Source organism: Diaminobutyricibacter sp. McL0608, assembly GCF_039613825.1.
In the GTDB taxonomy this organism is placed as follows: Bacteria; Actinomycetota; Actinomycetes; order Actinomycetales; family Microbacteriaceae; genus Diaminobutyricibacter.
Genome location: NZ_CP154826.1, coordinates 1,234,071 through 1,255,184 on the forward strand (window position 1 = coordinate 1,234,071; position 21,114 = coordinate 1,255,184).

The window sequence follows — 21,114 nt, forward strand, 5'->3', positions numbered from 1 at the left end:
TTGACGGGTGAGCGACGTAACGATCAGCCTGCCCATGCCGAGGATTCCCGGCGTGCGCGGCAGGCTCAAGGATACCCCGGTCGTCGGACACAAGCGGGTGCTCCTGGCGGCACCCCGTGGATACTGCGCGGGTGTGGACAGAGCGGTGATCGCGGTCGAGAAGGCCCTCGAGCACTACGGCGCACCGGTCTATGTGCGCAAGCAGATCGTCCACAACGTTCACGTCGTCTCGACCCTCGAACAGCAGGGTGCCATCTTCGTCGACGAGGTCGACGAAGTCCCGGAGGGCGCGCATGTCGTTTTCAGCGCTCACGGTGTGTCGCCCGCGGTGGTGCGCGCAGCATCCGATCGTGGACTCCAGGCCATCGACGCCACCTGCCCGCTGGTGACCAAGGTGCACCGCGAGGCTGTGCGCTTCGCCCGCGACGACTTCGAAATCCTCCTGATCGGCCACGAAGGCCACGAAGAGGTCGAAGGCACGGCGGGGGAGGCGCCCGACCACGTCACGCTCGTGAACAGCCCCGACGATGTGCCCAACATCCAGGTCAAAGACCCGGACAAAGTCGTCTGGCTGTCGCAGACCACGCTCTCGGTCGACGAGACGATGGAGACCGTACGCCGGCTCCGCGAGCGGTTCCCCAACCTGCAGGACCCGCCGAGCGACGACATCTGCTACGCCACCCAGAACCGGCAGGTCGCGATCAAGAAGGTCGCCGAAGACGCCGACCTGGTCATCGTCGTCGGTTCCGCGAACTCGTCGAACTCGGTGCGCCTGGTCGAGGTTGCGCTCGAATACGGCGCGAAGGCGGCATACCGAGTCGACTATGCCAGCGAGATCAAGCAGGAATGGCTCGATGGTGTCGCCTCGGTGGGCGTTACGAGCGGGGCATCCGTCCCCGAAGTCCTCGTGCGGGAAGTCCTCGACGACCTGGCGGGCGCAGGCTACAGCGACGTCCAGGAGGTCAAGACGGCCGAAGAAGACCTGATGTTCTCGCTGCCGAAGGAGCTTCGCAAAGACCTGTCGGGCAAGGCCGACGCGCGCGCCCTGGGCGGCCGCAGCCACTGATTCGCTCCGTGACGGAAGCATCCCGTCACTCTCTCGGTTGACTACGACAAGCAACCGAAAGGAATCACTCTTATGACCATCGTCGTCACCGGAGCAACCGGAAAACTCGGCCGTCTCGTCATCGACAATCTGCTCGCCCGCGGAGTGGATGCAGCAGAGATCCGTGCCGCAGGCCGGAACGCCGAGAAACTCGAGACGCTCGCGGGACTCGGGATCTCGACCGTCGTCATCGACTTCGAAGATCCCTCGACGCTCGCGCCCGCGTTCACCGGTGCGGATGTGCTCCTGCTGGTCTCCGGGAGTGAGGTGGGCAAACGGATGCCGCAGCACACGAATGCCGTCGATGCGGCCATCGCGGCCGGCGTCGGACGCATCGTCTACACCAGCGCACCCCACGCTGACACGACGGAGCTCGCGCTCGCGCCCGAGCACAAGGCGACTGAGGAGCTGATCCGCGCATCCGGAATCCCGTTCACCATCCTGCGCAACAACTGGTACACCGAGAACTATGTCGGCCCGCTGGAGCAGGCGCGGCAGACCGGAACCGTCGTCGCGGCCGTCGGTGACGGACGTATCGCCAGCGCGACCCGCAACGACTACGCGGATGCCGCGGCCGTCGTGCTGTCGACACCCGGCCACGAGGGCAAGATCTACGAACTCGGCGGAGACAGCGCGTGGTCGTTCGACGAACTCGCAGAGGCGATCAGCGCGATCATCGGATCCGACGTGGCCTACACGCCCCTCGAGGACGAAGAGTACCTGCGCATCCTCGTCTCGGCCGGACTGGATGAGGGCACGGCGGGCTTCGTCGTCGCGCTCGACCAGGGCATCCGCAACGGGGCACTCGCCGACGTCACCGGAGACCTGAGTGGCCTCATCGGCCGCCCGACGACCTCCCTCGTCGACGGCCTGCGCGCCGCCGCGGCCTAGCTTTCTCGACGGGCGTCACCCGGAGAGGCGGCTGTAGAAGTCGAGGAGGGTAGGGTCGCTCGCGATGATCGCCGTGAGGCACACGAACAGGCCGATGAATGCGAGGACGCCGCCGAGGATCGGGATGTAGAAGGCGAGTCTGTGCCGGGTCAGGCGGAAGACCGAGAGCACCGCGGACAGAAGCCAGATTCCCACCATCGAGATCTCGCCCGCGAGCATGATCATCGAGACGGATGCGGCCGGCTTGTAGGCTCCCAGTCCCTCGTTCGCATACAGGTGCTGAATCGAGGCGGGTGTGCTGGCGATCGTGCCGATCGACAGGAACATGCCGATGATCCCCACGATGAGCAGCAGGATCGTCACCGGCTGGTTCCATGTGGGCACCGGATGCTCTCCCGCCGCCTGCGCGAGCAGCTCCTCTTCGTGCGACCGGGTCGGCGCGGACGGATGCGCGGCATGAGCCTCGGGGGCCGGGTGCGCCGTGTCGAGACGGTCCGCATCCTTCGGCGGATGCCACACCCAACCCTCGGGAGCGAGCTCGCCGAACTTCGGCCGGGGTCGCTCGTCGTGGTCCTTGTTGTCGTCGGCCATCCTGCGGCCGCCTCTCCTACTTGCCGGAGTGGCCCGCCGAGCCGAGCTGCTGGGTCGCTTCGACGACACGGGCCGCCATGGCGGTCTCAGCGACCTTGCCCCAGGCGCGCGGGTCGTACGCCTTCTTGTTTCCGACTTCGCCGTCGATCTTCAGCACGCCGTCGTAGTTCGAGAACATGTAACCGGCGATCGACCGCGTGAACGCATACTGCGTGTCGGTGTCGATGTTCATCTTCACGACGCCGTTGGCGACAGCTTCGGCGATCTCGGCATCGGTCGAGCCTGAGCCGCCGTGGAAGACGAGGTCGAGCGGCTTCGGGCCGGTGCCGTACTTCGCCTCGAGGCCGTCCTGGATGGTCTTCAGCAGCTCGGGGCGCAGCTTCACGTTGCCGGGCTTGTAGACGCCGTGGACGTTGCCGAAGGTGAGGGCTGCCATGTAGCGCCCGTTCTCGCCGAGACCGAGAGCCTCGACGGTCGCGATCGCGTCGTCGAGCGTCGTGTACAGGTGCTCGTTGATGTCGTGGCTGACGCCGTCCTCTTCGCCGCCGACGACGCCGATCTCGACCTCGAGGATCGCGTTGATCGCCTTCGTGCGCTTGATCATGTCTTTCGCGATGTCGAGGTTCTCGGCGAGCGGAACGGCCGAGCCGTCCCACATGTGGGACTGGAAGATCGGGTTGCGGCCCGCCTTGACCTCTTCTTCGCTCGCGGCGATGAGGGGCAGGACGAAGCCGTCGAGGGCGTCCTTCGGGCAGTGGTCGGTGTGCAGCGCGACCGTGACCGGGTAGTTCTTGGCGACCTCGGTTGCGAACTTCGCGAACGCGATCGCTCCCGCGGCACGGTTCTTGACGGTCTGGCCGGCGAAGTAGTCGGCGCCACCGGTCGTCACCTGGATGATGCCGTCGCTGCCCGCCTCGGTGAGACCCTGCAGCACCGCGTTGATCGTCTGCGACGACGAGACGTTGAAAGCGGGGTAGGCGAATCCGCCGGCCTTCGCCTTGTCGAGCATCTCGGCGTACTGATCCGGTGTAGCGATGGGCATTGCGTCTCCTCGACGATGGTGTTTTGGCGGATTGTTCACATCATACCGAGGAGGATTTACGCCGAATGCTGTTCGGTCGCTCGATAAACTGACAGCGTCGCCCGGAACGTGCGAAGGCACCGGTCGGGCGGTCGCCATCGCAGTCGAACAATCCGTCCGGGAGGACCCACCGTGAACAGCACCGACACCGCCACGCTCTACATGCACCCCGATCGAAATCTCGCGCTCGAGCTGGTGAGGGCGACGGAGGCGGCGGCGATCCGTGCAACGCCGTTCATCGGGCGAGGCGACAAGAATGCGGCCGACGGCGCGGCGGTGGATGCGATGCGCGCCTTCCTGGGGACCGTCAACTTCGACGGCGTCATCGTCATCGGCGAGGGCGAGAAGGACAACGCTCCGATGCTGTTCAACGGCGAGCACGTCGGAAACGGGCGTGGGCCCGCCTGCGACATCGCCGTGGACCCGATCGACGGCACGTCGCTGACGGCTGCGGGGCGCCAGAATGCGCTCTCGGTGATCGCCGTGTCCGATCGCGGGACGATGCTCGACGCGTCGAGCGTCTTCTACATGAACAAGATCGTGACCGGGGCCGAGGGACGCGGGGTCGTCGACCTGTCCCAGTCGATCGGGGACAACATCCGGGAGCTGGCGAAGAAGAAGAACAAGGATGTCGGCGAGATCCGGGTCGCGGTTCTTGACCGGCCGCGCCATGAGGGCCTGATCGACGAGATCCGCTCGGCGGGTGCGGGCACGCGGCTGATGCTCGACGGCGATGTGGCAGGCGGGATCAACGCGGCGCGGTACGAGTCGCGGATCGATATGTGCGTGGGGATCGGCGGCAGCCCCGAAGGGATCACCACGGCATGCGCGATCAAGGCGATCGGCGGGTTCATGCAGGGGCAGCTCGCGCCCCGGGATGACGCGGAACGAGAGAAGGCACGCGCGGCCGGACTCGATTACGGCGTGATCATGGAAGCCGACGAGATGGTCAAGGGTGACAACACGTTCTTCGTTGCGACCGGTGTGACCGACGGCGGGCTCGTCGAGGGCGTGCGTCGCAAGGGTCCGATCATCCGCACCGAGTCGATCGTGCTGCGGAGCCGGTCGGGCACCATCCGCCGCATCGTGGCCGACCACCTCGCGGAGAAGTGGCTGTAGCGGCGGCCTGCGGTCGCAGCTCTAGCTCCCTCCGGAGCGGAGCTGTCGCCGCACTACGTGCGTCTCAGCGCACTAAGTAGACCTAGTGCGCCGAGACCGAAGTAGTGCGGTGAGAGTGATCCAGCGCGGGAGCTACGCGCTCTTGCGCTCGTGCTCGTCGCGGCCGGCGAGTTCCAGCGGCGCCAGCTCGCTGACGAGCTCGAAGGCGGTCAGCTCGCGCGGCGCCTCCTCGATCCCGTTGAGCACGCCGATCACCTTCGACTCGTCGAGAGCGTTGAGCTTGCGCGCCGTCGGGAGCACCTGGCGCTCGAGCGATCCCACGAAGCCGTTGTAGTCCTTCACCGTGCGCTCGATCGACCGTCCGAGCTTCTCGATGTGCGAGGCGGTCGTCGACAGTCGCGAATACAGCTCGCGGCTGAGGTCGAAGAGCACCTTCGCGTCCTGAGTCAGCACATCCTGCTGCCAGCTGAACGCGACCGTCTTGAGAACCGACCAGAGGGTGACCGGAGACGCCAGCGCAACACGCTTGCTGAAAGCGAACTCCATGATCGTCGGGTCGGCCTCCATCGCGGATGAGACGAGCGACTCGCTCGGGATGAACGCGATCACGAGTTCTGGCGACGCGTCGAGCCCGGCCCAATAGGTCTTGCTGCCGAGCGTCGTGATGTGGTCGCGCACCGCCTTGACGTGCTGCTTGAGCAGCGCCTCGCGCTGCGCCCCCTCGACGCCGGTCGCGGTCGCCGGGATCTGGCTCGCTTCGAGATATGCGTTGAACGGAACCTTGGCGTCGAGCGCGATGCTCTTGCCGCCGGGAAGGTGAACGATCATGTCGGGGCGACCCGCGCCCGAATCGGAGTGGATGCTCGACTGCACTGAGAAATCGACGCGCTCGAGCAGGCCCGCAGCCTCGACGACGCTGCGAAGCTGTGTCTCTCCCCAGACTCCGCGCGTGCTGTTCGAACGAAGAGCGGATGCCAGAGCTTCGGCCGTACTGCGCAGGCGTTCTTCGCTCTCCGTGGCCGATTTCAGCTGCTGGGTCAGCTCGCCGTGCTGGTGGCTCCGCTGGGCTTCGAGCTCGGTGACCTTCTTCTGCATGTCCTGGAGGCTCTCACGCACCGGAGCCAGAGCCTGCAGTACCTTGCTCTCCGACCGCTCACGCTCCTCGCGAGCCAACTGCTCGGAGCGGTGGCGCTCGACGAGTTCGCGATACTGGTCCTGGAGGCCGCCCACCTGCTCGCGCAGCGCATCCACCCGCGCCTCGGCCGCAGCCAGGTCCGACCGGATCTCCGCCTGGACCTCGGCCTCGGACGCTCGCACCCGCGCCAGCTCCACCTCGTGGTGCGCCACGAGAACCGCAGGGTCGTCGACGGGCGCAGCCGGGGCTGCCTCGGCGCGATTGCGCAGCACGAGCATGGTGGCGAATCCGCCGAGGATTGCTCCGCCGACGAGTCCGAGGATCAACGCGAGAATGGGGTCCATGGCATCAGTGTGACAGCGGCCTCCGACACCGCCTGTCTCAAGCGCCGTGAACTGCGAAATCCGGTTCTGAAGGACCGCTAGGCGGCGACGGCCGTGCCGATGCGTCCGACCCGGGCCGCCGTGGCGGCCGCGAGTTCGGAGATCGTCGAGGCATCGTGCCGCCGGGCCGCGTGGATGATGATCGCGGCGCACGCCTCGGCGTCGGCCAAAGCGTCGTGGTGGTGGAAGTCTTCGAAGCCGGCTGCCATCGCCGCTACCGGAAGCCGGTAGGAGTCGAGGTTGTAGGTCTTGCGGGCCACCTGCAGGCTGCAGAGGTAGGAGAAATCGGGACATGCCAGGCCCGTCGCGGCGCACGCGCCCCGGATGACGCCCATGTCGAAACCGGCATTGTGTGCGACGAGGTGGTCGCCGTCGGCGAACTCGACCAGATCGGGAAGCTGGTCCGCCCATCCGGCTGCACCCACAACATCCGACGCCCGAAGACCGTGGATGCGCGTATTCCATTCGAGGAACTCGTCGTGCCCGAGCGGAGGTTGGATCAGCCACCCGGTGCGGTCGACCACGCGGCCGGCTCGCACCTTGATCAGCCCGACCGAACAGGCCGACGCAGTGCTGGAATTCGCGGTTTCGAAGTCGATTGCAGTGAAATCCAGTGGCACGGTGCCATGCTCGCACGCACGACCGACGTCGCCGTGAAGGATCGCCGCGTGCCGCGCATCCGTCGCGCACCCGATCCCTCACGCGACCCGCAACCAGGTCGGTGGCCGTGCCTAGACTCGAACCATGCGCGAAAGAAACGACGTGACAGTTCACGCGCGGGCGTTCGACCAGGCTGCCGAGGTCTACGAGGCGTCGCGACCCACCTACCCTCGCGAGGCCGTGGACTGGCTGGTCCCGGCCGAGGCGAAGCATGTGCTCGACCTGGGTGCGGGAACGGGCAAGCTGACCCGCCTGCTCGTCGACCGGGGGCTCGACATCGTCGCCGTCGACCCGTCCGCGCAGATGCTGGGAGTGCTCGAGAGGTCGCTCCACGGCATCCCGAACCACCTAGGCACGGGGGAGGACATCCCGCTCGGCGACGCGAGTGTCGACGCCGTCGTGTCGGGCCAGGCGTGGCATTGGGTCGATCCTGCGCTCGCCGTTCCCGAGGTGGCGCGCGTGCTCAGGCCGGGTGGCACCCTGGGGCTCGTCTGGAATTCTCGCGACGAATCGGTGGACTGGGTCGCCGAGCTCGGTCGCCTCATCGGGGGAGACGTCGTCTATGCCCCCGCCAATACGCCACCGCGGGTGGGGCCGCCGTTCGGTGCACTCGAAATCTTCGAGGTGCACTGGTCGCAGGAGCTGACGGTCGAGGGGCTGCTCGACCTCGTCCGTTCGCGCAGCTACTTCATCACCAAGGAGCCGGATGACCAGATCGCGGTTCTCGACTCCGTGCGACGGCTGGCGGCGGAGCACCCCGCGCTGGCCGGTCGCGCGCTCATCGAAATGCCCTACATAACCGAGTGCTACCGCGCTCGTCTGCCGCTTCAGACCGACTGAACGGCTCGGAAGGAAGGATCATCATGTTCCTCGGACTCCGCACCATCGTCTATCCGGCCCCCGACCTCGACGCCAGCCGAACCTGGTGGTCGCAGGTACTAGGCGTGCCACCCTACTTCGACGAGCCGTTCTACGTGGGCTTCAATCCCGGCGGCTACGAACTCGGTCTCGACCCCGCCGCCGACCCGACGATCGGCCCGCGAACCTATTGGGGCGTCCGCGACGTCGAAGCCGAGGCCGCGCGGCTGGTCGCGGCAGGTTCCGTGGTCGTGGAGCCGGTCACCGACGTTGGGGAGGGCATCAAACTGGGGACGTTCCGCAACCCTCAGGGCGATCTCATCGGGCTGATCGAGAACCCGGTGTTCGAAGCAGTGTCTCCGCCCGTCGAGGCGGGAGGCGGAACCGGTCGCTGACGCCAGCGGAGGGCTGCCGGATGCGGGAGCCGCAGCCCGACGCCGCCGGTAGACTGGACCCCCGTGGCTCTCACTATCGCGATCGTCGGACTCCCCAATGTGGGCAAGTCCACCCTTTTCAACGCCCTCACCAAGAACACGGTCCTCGCAGCGAACTATCCGTTCGCCACGATCGAGCCCAACGTGGGCGTCGTCAGCCTGCCTGATTCCCGCCTGAACACGCTGGCCGGGATCTTCAACAGCGAGCGCATCCTGCCGGCTCCCGTGTCGTTCGTCGACATCGCCGGCATCGTCAAAGGCGCGAGCGAGGGTGAAGGCCTGGGCAACAAGTTCCTGGCGAACATCCGCGAGGCTGACGCGATCGCGCAGGTCGTGCGCGGCTTTGACGACCCGGATGTCGTGCACGTCGACGGCAAGGTCGACGCGGCGAGTGACATGGAGACTATCAACACCGAGCTCATCCTCGCCGACCTGCAGACCCTCGAAAAGGCTGAGGCGCGTTACGAGAAAGAAGTCAAGGGTCGCAAGCTCGAGCCGATCGTGCTCGAGACCGCTCGGGCGGCTCGCGCGATCCTCGACGACGGCAAGCCGCTGTCGAGCGCCTCTCTCGACCTGACGCCCATCCGCGAACTGGGCCTCCTCACAGCGAAGCCGTTCATCTACGTCTTCAACGTCGACGAGGCCGTGCTGACCGATTCTTCGAAGCGTGCAGCCCTCGCCGACCTGGTCGCGCCGGCGCAGGCCGTGTTCCTCGATGCCAAGCTCGAGTCCGAGCTGATCGACCTCGACGCTGACGATGCAGCTGAGCTGCTGGCGTCCACCGGCCAGGAGGAGAGCGGCCTCGACCAGCTCGCCCGCATCGGCTTCGACACCCTCGGGCTGCAGACCTACCTCACCGCCGGCCCGAAAGAGTCGCGCGCGTGGACCATCCACAAGGGTTGGAAGGCTCCCCAGGCTGCCGGCGTCATCCACACCGACTTCGAAAAAGGCTTCATCAAGGCCGAAGTGATCTCGTTCGACGACCTGGTCGAGACCGGGTCAGTGCATGAGGCGCGCGCCAAGGGCAAGGCCCGCATGGAGGGCAAGGAGTACGTCATGCAGGATGGCGACGTGGTGGAGTTCAGGTTTAATGTGTAGCTGATCTGGGGTTTCCTGCTACTTTCAACGCATGGCATTCGATTTCACGGCTGAAGTCGAGCGGATTCTATTTCGTGAAGATCCCGTCGGGATCAACAATGAAGTCAACGTAGGTGAGTACATGCTCGAGGCGACGGAAATCGTGGCAGAGCTCGGCAATGCCGAGTCTGAGCAGAGTCTGCGGTCGATTATTCATGACATTTTCGTGTGGACATTCGACGAAACCATGGCGGGACCGCCAGAGAAATACGAATCGATCGCACATCAGATCTGGGAGTTGCGCGGCCTCGCCGACTGATGCCCGGGCCGTTCGGCACAATGTATGAATTCGCCGTAACGTGGTGGAATTCCGCTTTAGTAGTTAGGGTCACTCACTGACCCGTGTTGCCGCCCCGTGCGAAATGCCCAGTCTTCCATGCAACGGTATGCTCCGATCATGGCGGAGGTCACCGAGTGGTGGAACAGTCTTGAGCCCGAGGCACGCGAATGGATCCTCACGCATCAGCGGGAGAGGATCAGCTGGCATATTTTGCCGGAGCTTCAGCAAGTAGGAGCCGACCTCAGGCAGGCCGATCCTTCTAAAAGTGTTTTTCAGCTGACTGATGAGGCGTGGCGCGCGATCGCCGAGATCGATCGTTCAAAGTGAACGTGCGCCAAGCGAAGGCAGTGTCGGATCGGGTGATCGTCATGTTTAGATTCGTCGTAACGTGGTGGAGTTCCGGTTTAATGTGTAGCTGATCTGGGATTTTGCTTTGCGCCCCCGTCATCAGCGACCGCATCGCGGGTGGGGGCGAGCCCGAACCGGGTCGCAGCTTCGCGAGCGGCAGTAGGCACCACCCTCTGTAGGAGCGGGAACCAGCTCTCGAGGTCTCGGGCGTCGGCATATCGGAGCCAAACGTCCTCGTGCTCCGTATATGGTTCAGCGTGCTGATCGGCGTGAGCAAGGTACTGGGATCGCAAAGAAACCGGGAGTTGCGTGAGCGCAGCGGTGGGAGCTGGAGGCAGTCGACCGATAACCGCATTCTGGTTAAGTCGAATCTCCTCCCGCTCCTCGTGCGAGAGCAAGCGCGGCAGTCGTTCCCTCAGTCGACCTGTCCCACGCACCCCTTCGTCGCTTAGCTCGAACTCGACAGTCAGCGAGGTCCCGTACCAGCCGAACGGGTCACCGGATCGGGATAGCTGAAACCACACGAGGAGGAATTGTTCGCCAATGGGCTTGGACCACCCTGCTGTCGATCCAGGACGGAGCCGACGGAAGCCGTCCTTGCCCAGGGCGGGGCTCAGAAGCGCGGCCAGATCGCGGTGAACCTGTTTCCCGGGGATCGCTGACTACCGTAACGATATGGAAGGTCAGGGCATCAATCGGATAATGGCGCGCCCTGGCGCTGAAACGTCGACGGCGGACCTCAGTTCTACGTCGCGCCCGAAACAGCTCGTCGCGATGCAGAACCAAATGCCTATCTGCGACGTAACGTGGTGGAGTTCAGGTTCAACGTCTAACGCGGCGTCGAGCATTCCACAACTGACCGAAACGGCGCCCATTGAGCGTAGCTCGTGACGACTCGGTCACCGCATGCGACTGAGAAGGCGGCGACCTGGATCGATGGCTTTCCTGCGTCTGCGGCTCAGTGCGCCAGATCGTGCTGAGGAATTGCGCGGTGAGTCCGTCCGAAACGCACGAAGCTGCCTACGCGGCAACCGGGTGATTCGACGATCTCGCATCCAGCGCCGCCTCCGCAACGCGGCGTCCCTCAGCGATGAGACGCGGCACGTCGGTCATCGACCACTGGGCCATGCCCTGCATCTCGGGCTGGATGAGGATGATCGAGGGGTCGGCGTGGAGGTCCGCCGTACGGTTGACCGTGCGCATCATGCGGACGTTCTCCCATTTGGCGTGCAGTCGGACCACGATCACGCGGGACGCACCCAGGGCGCGGGCGGCGTTGACCGGAACGTTGTCGACCATGCCGCCGTCCGCGAGCCGTGCACTGCCACGTCGCACGTGCGGCAGCAGCCCGGGGATGGCGATCGTCGACCGCAGCGCGACGCTCAGCGGTCCGCTGTCGATCGTCACTGCCTGACGTGTCCGAAGGTCGGTGGAGACCGCGCCGAAGGTGCGCGGAAGGTGCTCCACGAGCGGGTCTGCGCCGAAGATGCGGCGCACGCTGTCGGTCACCGCGTGGGTGTCGAGCAGCCCCAGGCGCGGGGCCAGCGACCATCGCGCGATCGCACTCCACCGGAATGCCAGGGCGGCCCGCTCGATCACGGCCGGGTCGAACCCTGCGGCATATGCTGCCCCGACCAGTGCGCCCGAACTCGTCCCCGTCACGATTCCCGGATGCACACCGCGTTCGGCGAGCACCTGCAGCACGCCCACGTGGGCGGCGCCGAATGCGCCTCCGCCGCTGAGCGCGAGACCGAGGGTGCGATCTTCGCTCACGGCGTTCCTCCACATCTCCAGATTTGTCGAGAATCTATCAGGACGTGGATGGGAGGTGTCTGTGACGCCTACTGCGATGGCCCCCATCGGCCGGGCCCCGCGTCCGCACAGCGCGCGCGAGCAGCGCAGACTTCCTTTCGTCGCTGTCGCTTGAAGGGATGAAAAGGAACGGCCCGAATAGACAAAAGTGAGGGTGCAACCCGAGTCCGCCGGCCGCTATCCCAGCAGCCCGCGCCGGAACCCCTCCGCGACCGCCGCCGCCCTGTCGCCCACGCCGAGCTTGGTGTAGATGCTGAGAAGGTGCGTCTTCACGGTCGCTTCACTCACGTGCAGTTGCGCGCCGGCCTCACGGTTCGTCGATCCGTCTGCAAGGAGAGCCAGCACCTGCAGTTCCCGCGGACTGAGCAGACTTGCTTCGGGGGTCCGGATTCGATCGAGTAGCCGCGAGGCGACGGACGGTGCAAGTGAGATGTCCCCCTTTGCCGCGGCGTGGACGGCACGAACGAGTTCGTCGCGCGGCACGTCCTTGAGTAGGTAACCGGTGGCGCCGGCCTCGATGGCAGGCAGGACGTCCGCATCCGAGTCGTAGGTGGTCAGTACGACGACCCGGCTCGGCACTCCCAGGCGGACGAGCTCGCGAATCGCAGCGACCCCGTCGGTTCCGGGCATCCGCAGATCCATGAGCACGACATCCGGGATCAATGCGCGGGCGAGGCCGACCGCTTCGGCGCCGTCGGACGCTTCGCCGACCACTTCGATGTCCGGATCCGATGAGACCATGCCGACGATGCCGTCCCGGACAACCGGATGGTCGTCAGCGACGAGCAGGCGGACGGGGCTCATCCGGGCACCTCCACCCGGATCGCCGTGCCGCGCCCCGGGCTGGATTCGACGACAAGATCGCCTGCGAGTGCCGCGATACGCTCCCGCATGGCGATGAGGCCGAACCCGCCACCGGCGCTGTCGCGCGGCTGCGATTCCGGGTCGAAGCCGCGCCCGTCGTCGCGTATCTCGAGCTGGGCCCGGTGCGCATGATGTCGGAACGTCAGCGTCACGCGGTGCGCGTGTGCGTGCCGTTCGACGTTCGCGAGAGCTTCCTGCGCTGCGCGCAACAGCGCCACTTCGGCATCCGTCGCCATCGACCCGGCGGCGGCGCTCGTGCTCACGTCGACGGGAATACCGGTTCGCTCCGACCAGCGGCGCGCCGTCTCCACGATCGCCTCTGGGAGCCGATTCGACTCGAGAGCCGCGGGACGCAGGGCCTGCACGGAGCGTCGCGCCTCTGCGAGCCCATCCCGGGCGAGACTGAGTGCCGACTCGGTGTGTCGGTCGCGTGAAATCGCATCCTGCGACGCCTGCGCAGCCTGCAGCTGCGTGACGATGCCGGCGAACCCCTGCGCCAGAGTGTCGTGGATCTCTCGAGCGAGTCGTGAGCGTTCGGCTTCTGTGGCGGCCCGCTGGAGCTGCTGGTCTGCAAGGCGCAAGCCCCAGGAGAGTCCGCACATGACGATGACGTTGAGCGCCACCACCACGACCCTGCCGAAAGTAGCGGCCGGTGCGGCGCTGAGGGAGGACGACTGTGCGATCCCGGCGATGACGGCTGTCGCGGCTACGGCCAGCAGTTCCCACGGCCACGGAACGATCGAGTAGGCGAAGGTGAACGTCGCAATCGTGAGAAACGCGAACCAGCTGTCGAACAGCACCAGCATGAAGTTGATCGCGATCAGGCCGGTCATGAAGACGGCGACGACGGCTGGACTTTCGCGCCGTCGCAGCAGGGCGCGCATCCCCAGCACCCACAAACCGTACGCGGCGCAGAGGACGAGTTCCGGGACGAGCCGAACCCAATCGCCCCACCCCACCAGAAGCGAGAACACGACAAGCATCGCCAGCACCAGGTAGGGCACGACCGTGAGCACGGTCCGCCAGCGCGGATGGATCACGAGCCGACCTTACACGCCCTTCGGGAAGACGGCACGCATGAGCGGGCGGTTGGCCAAGATCGCGACCGGCAGCACGAGCGCGCCGCAGATGGCCTGTTCGACGCGCACCCAGTCGGGCAGGAAGCCGGGGATCGAGACGATGACGACGACAGCCACGACGACGATCGGGCTGATGATCCGGATGCGCACCCAGGCGGGCCGCGAACCGCGGAAAGCGCTGATCGCGAAGAGGAGCAGGATGAGCGCGCTTCCGAGCACGAGCGTGCAGCGGATCCAGATGGCGATATCGACAGCTGTTCCGGTGGTGCCCAGCGTGAGGAGCAGCGCCTCCATCGCGACGCTCACGACGAGGAATCCCGCGAGGAGTATCAGGCAGGGGAGGAAGGCGGCACGCCGTGCCGCGGCGGTGTCGGTACGGGTGGGGGAGGGAGCGAATGTTTCTGTCATACCTCGAGCGTCGCAAGCACGGTTCCGACCGGCATCAACCGGTCGGTCTGAGTTCGGAACCGTTCGGTGGAGTCGCGGTCTCGTGGAAGCGGCGTCACTGCACGTGCCGCGCTACGGTTGGTTGGTTGGTTGGTTGGTTGCAGGATCCTGAACTGGAGGGCAGATGCCGTACACCGTCGACTTCGTGAACGTCTCCACTGTCGGGCTCGAGTCGTCGCCCGTCGCCCCGGCGCTCGCCGGATTGCGCGCCAATGAGGCCCGCTATTTCAAGAACAAGTACGACCACGCGTTCACCGTGAGTCCTGTGGGCGAGGTTCCGGATGCGCTTGCCTGGGTCACGCGCATCCTGAAGGACGAACGCGACCTCGTCATCGAGTCGCCTGCGCTCGAGGCGACCGAATTCGAGGTCGACGGCATCCGCATGGCTTACGTGTTCTATGAGTCCGGGCTGTCGATCAACGTCATGTACACGATCGAGGATGCGGGGAAGCGAGCCGTGGGTTTCAAACTCTCCGATGGCATGGAGATTCCGGAGGAGCTGGCGCCACGGTTCAAGTTCGCGCGTCAGAAGTCGAAGCTGGCCGGCACCATCCGCGGCTCCTTCTTCGTGATCAAGGGCGAGTACTAGCCCCTCACCATTGCCGGCGCACGTCGGCTTTGGGGCCGGCCACGAGACTCGCGGCGGGCACGTCGTCTGCGACGATCGCGCCGGCCGCTATGACCGCATCCCGTCCGATGCTGACGCCGGGCAGGATCGTCGCACCCGCGCCGATCCACACGTTCTCCGCCACGTTGATCGGCCCGCCGGCCAGCCACACGCGACGCTCTTCGGTGTCGACCGGATGCCCGACGGTGATGAAGGTGACCTTGGGGCCGACCATCACGCGCTCGCCGAGGCGGATGCCGGCGTAGTCGAGGAACGTGCAGTTCTGGTTGATGAAGACCCGCTCGGAGAGGTCGAGGTTGAGTCCGTGATCTGTGTAGAACGGCGGGTAGATCGTGACGCGCTCCGGCAGCGGCCGGCCAAGGATCTGCTCGAACAGTTCTGCCTTGCCCGCTTCATCGTCGAAAGGCAGGACGTTGAGGCGTGACGTGAGTTCGGTCACACGCAGGACCCTCTCGGACATGGCCTGGAACTCGGGGCTGTGGATGCGCATGAGAAGGTCGCTGGACACTTCACGATCCTCACACCGGGCCCCATGGCCGGCCTGCAGACACGCCCCGAGCAGCGACGGCCCCCGACTCCGGGAGGTCGGCGGCCGTCGCTTCGATCGCTGCTAGCCGGCGTGAGCAGCGAGCGCGATCTTCTTCGTCAGCTTGGCGCGTTGGCGGGTCACCCATCCGCCTGACTGGTAGTTCTGCAGGAACGCATCCGCGTATGCAACCGGGTCTTCGCCCACGATGCCGTCGATCGGTGTTCCGTCTGCCGCAGCCTTTTCGAACCGGTCGGCAAGGTCCTCGAACATCGACATGACGCTGTCGCCGTCCGTCGGTCCGAAATACATGACGTAGTGCTCGATCGCCTCAACCGCGGTCCGGTAGTTGTCGGGGAGCCGACGCACCCGGGCCTTGTATTCGCGCCAGCGGCGCTTGTCGCCGATCATCTTGGTGAGAATGGACATCTTCGTTTGCCTCCTTGGCTACTCTGTGACGTTGACTACCAGTAGATAGTAACGCCGAATAGCGGTAGATAGCAATACTGAATAGCGATTGTTTCGGTGACGGGGCGGCAAGGCTCGCGGCGCGTCCCTCAGACGAGTCCGTCGATGAACGCGGTAACGGATGTGGTCACGAGCTCGGCGACTCCGCGCGCGTTGAGCGCAGCCGATGCGGCCACCTTCATCCCGTGGTCCGCGCCCGGCACCGTGACGATCCGGATGTTCGATCGAGTGCCGACCTCGGATGTGAGCAGGGCTGCGCTTCCGAATGTGTCGCGCTCGCCCTGCAGCACGAGCACCGGAACCTCGGGAGCAAGCAACTCGCTCAGTCGCGACTTCTCCGGGCTGCCGGGCGGATGCAGTGGGAACGCGAGACAGACCACGGCCACGGCCGCGACATCCGCTGCGGTTCGACAGGCGACACGCGCGCCCGCGCTGCGACCGCCCGTCACGATGGGGAGGCCGTTCGCGAGCTCCTCCACTGCGTGCGCTGTTTCGCGCCAGGCGACATCGAGCGTCGGGGGACGCGCTGCAACGCGCCGGCCGGTGACCCGCCACGGCTGTTCGTAGCGAGCGACAGTGATGCCGAGTGTCGGCAGGGCATGAGCCAGCGCGACCAGATCGACCGCACCGATTCCGCCGCCGGCGCCATGACCGAGCCACAGGACCGCACGCGGAGCCTCAGCAGCATCCACTACCAGCCGGCCGGGACCGAGCGAGGTCGGCACATCCACATCCATGCGTCCGACGCTACCCTCCGACGTGGGGTTGCCTCACAGAGGTTCGAGCAGTGCGTCCTTCAGGCTGTCGCTGAGCTCGGGGAAGTCGTCGACCGGGATGGCGAGAGCCTGGATGGCGCGGCTGTAATAGTTGCGCGCCGCCGCCGCGAGCGCAACATCCACGATCTCGCGGTCGCTGAGGCCGAGGTCGCGCAGGCGCTGGCTGTCCGCATCCGTCATCGTGTCTGATGCCCGGCTCACCTTCTCGGAGAACTCCATGATCGCGACCTCCTGCTCGGACAGGCCGGCGTCGTGGTAGTCGCGGGCGATCCGCTCGAGCTCGTCCTCGTCGATGTAGGCGAGGGACTTTCTGCCGTGAGCGAGCCGACAGTGGACCGAGCGGGTGCCGAGGGCTGCTGCGAGCGTGGCGAGCTCGAAACGGCGCTTGTCCATCGGGCCGCCGATAGCCCGCATGAGCTCTTTCCAGGCGGCGAAGGCCTCGGGATTCGTCGTCAGCACTTTCGTGTGACTGGCGACGTAGCCTTGCTCCCGGATGTCACCCGCGTAGAACTCGGCGACACGCTCGTCGACTTCGTTCTCGGGTGCGACTGCGATGATCGACATGAGAATACCTCGCATCTGTTGCGTGTTCTTATGCTCTCACTTGCGCCGGTGAGCCGCCAGAGATCTTCCAGCTCCAGCCGCGCGAAAGCTGCTTGTTGGCGACCGGGCGCGGTATGCGTAAAGTCGGCGATGGAGGGGGTCGACGCTGAAACCGAGCGCCCGTGGAACGACATGGCGATAGACGAGAACGACCTGAAGTTTCTCACCCGCGCAGTCGAGCTGGCCCGCGAAGCCTTCGACGCGGGGGACGAGCCGTTCGGCTCGCTGCTCGTCGACCGCGACGGTCGCGTGCTTCGCGAAGACCGCAACCGTGTCGGCGGCGGCGACGAGACGATGCATCCGGAGTTCGAGCTGGCGCGATGGGCCGCGCGAAACCTGACCGCGGGGGACCGCTCGCGGGCGACCGTGTACACGTCGGGGGAGCATTGCCCGATGTGCTCGGCCGCGCACGCCTGGGTCGGGCTCGGGCGCATCGTCTTCGCTGCATCGGCGGCGCAGACCAGTGGATGGCGCGCTGCGCGCGGGCTTCCGGCCGGTCCGGTCGAGAGCCTTCCGATCTCGGTCATCGCACCCGGAATTGCGGTCGACGGGCCTGCGCCGCAGCTCGAGGGAGCCCTCCGGGACCTCTTCGAGGAGCTCTCGATCCGTACGCTCCGGCGCCGGTAGGGCTCTCGCCCGCGGTCGCGGCGTACGACTCCGCGCCTCCACGTCCCTGTGCCCTCTCGCCCGAGCCGCCTTGCGCCCCGGCGCCCTCAGCGCGATTAGTTGCCAGAAAACCGGCATCCCAGCGCCGTGAGTCGCGAATTCGCGTCAACGAATCGCACTTGTGGGTAATCCGCGCTTGACGAATGTCAGAACTATCTTTTATGGTTTATTTAGTCCTAAACAAAAGGTAGGCAATGGCGCTCACATCTCCGTCTCGTACAGACGTCAACCGTTCGGCGATCCTCGCGCACCTTGGTGCACAAGGGCCGGCATCCCGTGCCGACCTGGCGAGGATGCTCGGCGTCTCGCCGGCTCTGGTGACGCAACTGAGCAAAGACCTCCTCGCCGATGGGCTCATCCAGGAACTCGACCACTCTCCGTCGCAGGGCGGCAGGCCAGCTCGGATGCTCGGAGTCACGGCTGACACCGCACGCGCGATCGGCGTCAAAGTCGTCGCAGACCATGTCGCCTTCGTCGAAGTGGGAATCGACGGTGGAGTGATCCGCAGTGCGACAGAACCGTTCGACGCTCTCTCGACACTCGCGACGACGAACCTCGTCGATCTCGCACGGACCTTCATAGAAGGGGGCGGCGACCGGCCGGTCCTCGGAATCGGCGTCGGCATCCCGGGAACCGTCGACGACCAGGGAATCGGCGTCATCGATTCGACACAACTCGGCTGGAACCAGGTGCCGCTCGGCGCAGCACTCCGTCGCTCCCTCGGCCTTCCTGTCGTCGTCGACAACAACGTGAACGCGCTGAGCATGGCCGAGCGCCTGTTCGGCCAGGGGCGCTCGTGCCCCGATTTCCTCGTCGTCACCATCGGAACAGGCGTCGGCGCAGGCATCATCTCCGGCGGCTCGGTGCTTCGTGGACGCTCGGGCGGCGCCGGTGACATCGGCCACATCCCCGTCACCGACGGCGGCCCGCTCTGCCAGTGCGGCAACCATGGCTGCCTCGAGGCGTTCGTGGGGGAGAGCGCCCTCATCGCCCGTGCCGCTGAACTCGGCATCGTCGCACCCGATGCGCCAATCGCCGCAGTCACTCGCGCCGCGGTCGAGGGCGATGAGCGGGCGCGCAAGATCTTCGCCGAAGCCGGACACCTGCTCGGGCGCACACTCGCCGGCGTCGTCAACGTTCTCGATCCCGAACTGGTCGTGGTCCTCGGCGAAGGTGTCGCAGCGTGGAAGTTCTGGGCGCCCGGTTTCGAGTCGGCGCTGCGCGCATCCCTCGTCCCGGGAAAACGAGGAGTCGAAGTCGCCGTAGAGACCTGGCAGGACGACCGGTGGGCTCAGGGCGCGGCAGCACTCGTGTTGGCGACACCGTTCGATTCGGATGGTGTGGCCGGCGAGCAGGGCCGCCTCGTCCGGGAACGCCTCGTCGCCAATTCACGGATCCCCGAGGGGGCGTCGCGATGACACTGTCAGCTGCTCGCGTCGCGGCGTCGGCCGAGTCGCCGTCGCCGGTCGAAAAGGAGATCTCCCGAGCACCCCGGAAGCGCTCGACGAAGCAGCGCGCGAAATACGCACTGACGATCGCGCTCTTCCTGCTCCCTAGCCTCATTCCACTGCTCGCGTTCATCATCGGCCCGATGATCGCGGCCGCCTGGACAAGCCTCCACGAATGGAATCTCATCGGCCCCATGAAATGGGTCGGCCTCGACAACTACACGACGCTCCTCACCGACCCGGGCACGCAACAGGCGTTCCTGCACACCGTCTACTACATCGTCGGTTACCTGCCGCTCGTCTACATCGGCGGCCTCGCTCTCGCGCTGGCGCTGAACGCGAAGCTGAAGGGAAGGGCTGTCCTCCGCGGTGTCTACTTCCTCCCGGTCGTCACCAGCTGGGTGGTCGTCGCACTCGTGTGGCGCTGGCTCCTCAACCCGAGCGTCGGTGTCGTCAACTGGGCGCTGGGCCTCATCGGCATCCAGGGTCCCGGCTGGTACACCGACCCGGCCTGGTCGATGCCGTCGATCATCCTCGCCTCCGCGTGGAAGGACCTCGGCTTCGTGATGGTCATCCTGCTGGCCGGACTGCAGACGATCAACCCTGACCTGTACGAAGCCGCCGAGATCGACGGCGCAGGCTGGTGGCGCCGGCTCTTCAGCATCACGCTGCCGATGCTTTCGCCGTCCACCTTCTTCGTAGTCGTCCTCTCGCTGATCAACGGGTTCCAGGTGTTCGACCAGGTGTACGTCATGACGGGCGGCGGCCCGAACAACTCAAGCCGCGTGGTCGTCCAGGAGGTCTACGACCTGACGTTCCGGTACGGCCAGGCGGGGATGGCTTCCGCGCTCTCCTGGCTGCTGTTCATCGTCATCCTGATCATCACGCTCATCCAGTTCCGCGGGCAGAAGCGGTGGGTGAACTATGCGTAACCGATTCGGCCGTATCAGCCTCTACGTCATCATCACGGTCGGGGCCTTGTTCATGCTCTTCCCGTTCGTGTGGACGGTGATCACGTCGGTCAGTCCGGGCGCAAGCCTGACGACAACCCCGCAGCTTCCCGCGCATCCGTCGCTCTCGCCCTATGCCGAGCTGTTCCAGCGGGTGCCGTTCGGCCAGGTCATCGTGAACAGCATCATCATCGCCGTCGCCGGGACGGTGCTGCAGCTGGTGACCAGCGCCCTCGCCGCCTACGTCTTCGCCCGCATGCCGTTCCGCGGTAGGGGAGCGATCTTCGTGGTCTATCTCGCGACAATGATGATCCCGTTCCAGGTGCTGATCGTGCCGCTGTTCGTCGAGATGAAGACACTCGGCCTGATCAACACCTACCTCGGCGCGATCCTCCCCACGATCGCGTCAGCGTTCGGCGTCTTCCTTCTGCGGCAGGCGATGAGCACCGTCCCGTATGAGCTCGACCAGGCGGCGACGCTCGACGGCGCAGGACACTTCAGGGTCTTCTTCCAGATCATGCTGCCGCTCATCCGGCCCGCACTCGCCACGCTCGCCGTCTTCGCCTTCCTCAACACCTGGAACAGCTTCCTCTGGCCGCTCATCATCCTGCGCGACCCGTTGATGCAGACGCTCCCCGTCGCGCTTTCGAGTCTGCAGGGACAGTACTCGACCCAATGGGATGTGCTCATGGCGGGCTCCGTCGTCAGCATCATCCCGATGTTCGCCCTCTACGTCTTCGCCCAGAAATACATCGTTCAGGGCGTCGCCGGCACCGGTCTCAAATGACCGAGCCATTTCACAACAACAATCCGGCACCATCTACC

25 protein-coding genes are annotated in these 21,114 nt (G+C 65.8%); 13 read left to right on the forward strand and 12 right to left on the reverse strand.

Features of this window, described 5'->3' with window-relative positions:
• The first annotated feature begins 34 nt into the window (after positions 1-34).
• Together AAYO93_RS05720 and AAYO93_RS05725 are read left to right on the forward strand one after the other, a co-directional pair.
• Positions 35-1,066, forward strand: coding sequence for a 4-hydroxy-3-methylbut-2-enyl diphosphate reductase (locus tag AAYO93_RS05720; RefSeq protein ID WP_345764823.1), 1,032 nt, complete (start codon positions 35-37; stop codon positions 1,064-1,066).
• A gap of 72 nt (positions 1,067-1,138) precedes the next feature.
• Positions 1,139-1,996 carry an SDR family oxidoreductase gene (locus AAYO93_RS05725; RefSeq protein ID WP_345764041.1) on the forward strand — a complete coding sequence of 286 codons (858 nt, stop codon included), beginning with the start codon at positions 1,139-1,141 and terminating at the stop codon, positions 1,994-1,996.
• Between the two features lie 15 nt (positions 1,997-2,011).
• Here AAYO93_RS05725 and AAYO93_RS05730 read toward each other — a convergent pair whose 3' ends face one another.
• Together AAYO93_RS05730 and fbaA are read right to left on the reverse strand one after the other, a co-directional pair.
• Complete coding sequence (locus AAYO93_RS05730; protein ID WP_345764042.1) at positions 2,012-2,587, reverse strand: DUF6264 family protein; 576 nt, start codon at positions 2,585-2,587, stop codon at positions 2,012-2,014.
• Between the two features lie 16 nt (positions 2,588-2,603).
• Positions 2,604-3,629, reverse strand: a complete 1,026-nt coding sequence (gene fbaA, locus AAYO93_RS05735; protein WP_345764043.1) for a class II fructose-bisphosphate aldolase — start codon at positions 3,627-3,629, stop codon at positions 2,604-2,606.
• A 201-nt stretch (positions 3,630-3,830) separates the two neighbouring features.
• On the opposite strand from fbaA, the gene glpX reads away from it, so the two are divergent.
• Complete coding sequence (gene glpX, locus AAYO93_RS05740; protein ID WP_345764824.1) at positions 3,831-4,787, forward strand: class II fructose-bisphosphatase; 957 nt, start codon at positions 3,831-3,833, stop codon at positions 4,785-4,787.
• A gap of 132 nt (positions 4,788-4,919) precedes the next feature.
• Here glpX and rmuC read toward each other — a convergent pair whose 3' ends face one another.
• Both rmuC and AAYO93_RS05750 read right to left on the reverse strand, forming a co-directional pair.
• Positions 4,920-6,266: a DNA recombination protein RmuC gene (rmuC, locus tag AAYO93_RS05745; RefSeq protein WP_345764044.1), complete on the reverse strand. Its 1,347-nt coding sequence runs from the start codon at positions 6,264-6,266 to the stop codon at positions 4,920-4,922.
• 77 nt (positions 6,267-6,343) lie between these two features.
• Complete coding sequence (locus AAYO93_RS05750; RefSeq protein ID WP_345764045.1) at positions 6,344-6,925, reverse strand: exonuclease domain-containing protein; 582 nt, start codon at positions 6,923-6,925, stop codon at positions 6,344-6,346.
• Positions 6,926-7,049: 124 nt separating this feature from the next.
• Between AAYO93_RS05750 and AAYO93_RS05755 the strand changes: the two genes are divergently transcribed.
• The 5 genes from AAYO93_RS05755 to AAYO93_RS05775 all read left to right on the forward strand — a co-directional run bounded on the left by AAYO93_RS05755 (position 7,050) and on the right by AAYO93_RS05775 (position 10,001).
• Entirely contained in the window at positions 7,050-7,805 is a 756-nt protein-coding gene (locus tag AAYO93_RS05755) for a class I SAM-dependent methyltransferase (protein WP_345764046.1), read from the forward strand.
• A gap of 23 nt (positions 7,806-7,828) precedes the next feature.
• Positions 7,829-8,218, forward strand: coding sequence for a VOC family protein (locus AAYO93_RS05760; protein WP_345764047.1), 390 nt, complete (start codon positions 7,829-7,831; stop codon positions 8,216-8,218).
• Positions 8,219-8,281: 63 nt separating this feature from the next.
• Positions 8,282-9,355, forward strand: coding sequence for a redox-regulated ATPase YchF (gene ychF, locus AAYO93_RS05765; RefSeq protein ID WP_345764048.1), 1,074 nt, complete (start codon positions 8,282-8,284; stop codon positions 9,353-9,355).
• A 31-nt stretch (positions 9,356-9,386) separates the two neighbouring features.
• A complete protein-coding gene (locus AAYO93_RS05770; protein WP_345764049.1) occupies positions 9,387-9,653 on the forward strand; it encodes a hypothetical protein in 267 nt (88 codons plus the stop codon).
• 138 nt (positions 9,654-9,791) lie between these two features.
• Positions 9,792-10,001, forward strand: a complete 210-nt coding sequence (locus AAYO93_RS05775) for a hypothetical protein (RefSeq protein WP_345764050.1) — start codon at positions 9,792-9,794, stop codon at positions 9,999-10,001.
• A gap of 1,041 nt (positions 10,002-11,042) precedes the next feature.
• Here the strand turns inward: AAYO93_RS05775 and AAYO93_RS05780 are convergent.
• The 4 genes from AAYO93_RS05780 to AAYO93_RS05795 all read right to left on the reverse strand — a co-directional run bounded on the left by AAYO93_RS05780 (position 11,043) and on the right by AAYO93_RS05795 (position 14,185).
• A complete protein-coding gene (locus AAYO93_RS05780) occupies positions 11,043-11,795 on the reverse strand; it encodes a patatin-like phospholipase family protein (protein ID WP_345764051.1) in 753 nt (250 codons plus the stop codon).
• Between the two features lie 216 nt (positions 11,796-12,011).
• On the reverse strand, positions 12,012-12,638 hold the full coding sequence (locus AAYO93_RS05785; RefSeq protein WP_345764052.1) for a response regulator transcription factor: 627 nt from the start codon (positions 12,636-12,638) through the stop codon (positions 12,012-12,014).
• Positions 12,635-13,738 (reverse strand): sensor histidine kinase, encoded by a 1,104-nt coding sequence (locus tag AAYO93_RS05790; RefSeq protein WP_345764053.1) that lies wholly within the window; start codon positions 13,736-13,738, stop codon positions 12,635-12,637. The genes AAYO93_RS05785 and AAYO93_RS05790 overlap by 4 nt, the downstream gene beginning before the upstream one ends.
• A 9-nt stretch (positions 13,739-13,747) precedes the next feature.
• Positions 13,748-14,185 carry a hypothetical protein gene (locus AAYO93_RS05795; protein ID WP_345764054.1) on the reverse strand — a complete coding sequence of 146 codons (438 nt, stop codon included), beginning with the start codon at positions 14,183-14,185 and terminating at the stop codon, positions 13,748-13,750.
• A 163-nt stretch (positions 14,186-14,348) separates the two neighbouring features.
• Between AAYO93_RS05795 and AAYO93_RS05800 the strand changes: the two genes are divergently transcribed.
• The gene (locus AAYO93_RS05800) at positions 14,349-14,813 is read left to right on the forward strand and encodes a phage tail protein (RefSeq protein WP_345764055.1); all 465 of its coding nucleotides are present in this window, start codon (positions 14,349-14,351) and stop codon (positions 14,811-14,813) included.
• Between the two features lie 4 nt (positions 14,814-14,817).
• Here AAYO93_RS05800 and AAYO93_RS05805 read toward each other — a convergent pair whose 3' ends face one another.
• The 4 genes from AAYO93_RS05805 to AAYO93_RS05820 form a co-directional block, all read right to left on the reverse strand.
• Entirely contained in the window at positions 14,818-15,360 is a 543-nt protein-coding gene (locus tag AAYO93_RS05805) for a DapH/DapD/GlmU-related protein (RefSeq protein ID WP_345764056.1), read from the reverse strand.
• A 102-nt stretch (positions 15,361-15,462) separates the two neighbouring features.
• Entirely contained in the window at positions 15,463-15,807 is a 345-nt protein-coding gene (locus AAYO93_RS05810) for a DUF1048 domain-containing protein (protein WP_345764057.1), read from the reverse strand.
• A gap of 128 nt (positions 15,808-15,935) precedes the next feature.
• On the reverse strand, positions 15,936-16,583 hold the full coding sequence (locus tag AAYO93_RS05815) for an alpha/beta hydrolase family protein (protein ID WP_345764058.1): 648 nt from the start codon (positions 16,581-16,583) through the stop codon (positions 15,936-15,938).
• Positions 16,584-16,616: 33 nt separating this feature from the next.
• Positions 16,617-17,186 carry a carboxymuconolactone decarboxylase family protein gene (locus tag AAYO93_RS05820; RefSeq protein ID WP_345764059.1) on the reverse strand — a complete coding sequence of 190 codons (570 nt, stop codon included), beginning with the start codon at positions 17,184-17,186 and terminating at the stop codon, positions 16,617-16,619.
• A 171-nt stretch (positions 17,187-17,357) separates the two neighbouring features.
• Between AAYO93_RS05820 and AAYO93_RS05825 the strand changes: the two genes are divergently transcribed.
• The 4 genes from AAYO93_RS05825 to AAYO93_RS05840 all read left to right on the forward strand — a co-directional run bounded on the left by AAYO93_RS05825 (position 17,358) and on the right by AAYO93_RS05840 (position 21,076).
• Positions 17,358-17,852, forward strand: coding sequence for a nucleoside deaminase (locus AAYO93_RS05825; RefSeq protein WP_345764825.1), 495 nt, complete (start codon positions 17,358-17,360; stop codon positions 17,850-17,852).
• Between the two features lie 233 nt (positions 17,853-18,085).
• On the forward strand, positions 18,086-19,309 hold the full coding sequence (locus AAYO93_RS05830; protein WP_345764060.1) for an ROK family transcriptional regulator: 1,224 nt from the start codon (positions 18,086-18,088) through the stop codon (positions 19,307-19,309).
• On the forward strand, positions 19,306-20,271 hold the full coding sequence (locus tag AAYO93_RS05835) for a carbohydrate ABC transporter permease (RefSeq protein WP_345764061.1): 966 nt from the start codon (positions 19,306-19,308) through the stop codon (positions 20,269-20,271). Before AAYO93_RS05830 ends, AAYO93_RS05835 begins: the two co-directional genes overlap by 4 nt.
• A complete protein-coding gene (locus AAYO93_RS05840) occupies positions 20,264-21,076 on the forward strand; it encodes a carbohydrate ABC transporter permease (protein ID WP_345764062.1) in 813 nt (270 codons plus the stop codon). Before AAYO93_RS05835 ends, AAYO93_RS05840 begins: the two co-directional genes overlap by 8 nt.
• Positions 21,077-21,114: the final 38 nt, after the last annotated feature.

Bases quoted from the DNA above. Each gene is read 5' to 3' on its own strand.
- AAYO93_RS05730 (WP_345764042.1), bottom strand. From the start codon at position 2,587: ATGGCCGACGACAACAAGGACCACGACGAGCGACCCCGGCCGAAGTTC.
- AAYO93_RS05785 (WP_345764052.1), bottom strand. From the start codon at position 12,638: ATGAGCCCCGTCCGCCTGCTCGTCGCTGACGACCATCCGGTTGTCCGG.
- AAYO93_RS05755 (WP_345764046.1), top strand. From the start codon at position 7,050: ATGCGCGAAAGAAACGACGTGACAGTTCACGCGCGGGCGTTCGACCAG.
- AAYO93_RS05820 (WP_345764059.1), bottom strand. From the start codon at position 17,186: ATGTCGATCATCGCAGTCGCACCCGAGAACGAAGTCGACGAGCGTGTC.
- AAYO93_RS05815 (WP_345764058.1), bottom strand. From the start codon at position 16,583: ATGGATGTGGATGTGCCGACCTCGCTCGGTCCCGGCCGGCTGGTAGTG.
- AAYO93_RS05810 (WP_345764057.1), bottom strand. From the start codon at position 15,807: ATGTCCATTCTCACCAAGATGATCGGCGACAAGCGCCGCTGGCGCGAA.
- glpX (WP_345764824.1), top strand. From the start codon at position 3,831: ATGCACCCCGATCGAAATCTCGCGCTCGAGCTGGTGAGGGCGACGGAG.
- AAYO93_RS05825 (WP_345764825.1), top strand. From the start codon at position 17,358: ATGGCGATAGACGAGAACGACCTGAAGTTTCTCACCCGCGCAGTCGAG.
- AAYO93_RS05795 (WP_345764054.1), bottom strand. From the start codon at position 14,185: ATGACAGAAACATTCGCTCCCTCCCCCACCCGTACCGACACCGCCGCG.
- AAYO93_RS05720 (WP_345764823.1), top strand. From the start codon at position 35: ATGCCGAGGATTCCCGGCGTGCGCGGCAGGCTCAAGGATACCCCGGTC.
- AAYO93_RS05800 (WP_345764055.1), top strand. From the start codon at position 14,349: ATGCCGTACACCGTCGACTTCGTGAACGTCTCCACTGTCGGGCTCGAG.
- AAYO93_RS05725 (WP_345764041.1), top strand. From the start codon at position 1,139: ATGACCATCGTCGTCACCGGAGCAACCGGAAAACTCGGCCGTCTCGTC.
- rmuC (WP_345764044.1), bottom strand. From the start codon at position 6,266: ATGGACCCCATTCTCGCGTTGATCCTCGGACTCGTCGGCGGAGCAATC.
- AAYO93_RS05770 (WP_345764049.1), top strand. From the start codon at position 9,387: ATGGCATTCGATTTCACGGCTGAAGTCGAGCGGATTCTATTTCGTGAA.
- fbaA (WP_345764043.1), bottom strand. From the start codon at position 3,629: ATGCCCATCGCTACACCGGATCAGTACGCCGAGATGCTCGACAAGGCG.
- AAYO93_RS05835 (WP_345764061.1), top strand. From the start codon at position 19,306: ATGACACTGTCAGCTGCTCGCGTCGCGGCGTCGGCCGAGTCGCCGTCG.
- AAYO93_RS05775 (WP_345764050.1), top strand. From the start codon at position 9,792: ATGGCGGAGGTCACCGAGTGGTGGAACAGTCTTGAGCCCGAGGCACGC.
- AAYO93_RS05830 (WP_345764060.1), top strand. From the start codon at position 18,086: ATGGCGCTCACATCTCCGTCTCGTACAGACGTCAACCGTTCGGCGATC.
- AAYO93_RS05760 (WP_345764047.1), top strand. From the start codon at position 7,829: ATGTTCCTCGGACTCCGCACCATCGTCTATCCGGCCCCCGACCTCGAC.
- AAYO93_RS05840 (WP_345764062.1), top strand. From the start codon at position 20,264: ATGCGTAACCGATTCGGCCGTATCAGCCTCTACGTCATCATCACGGTC.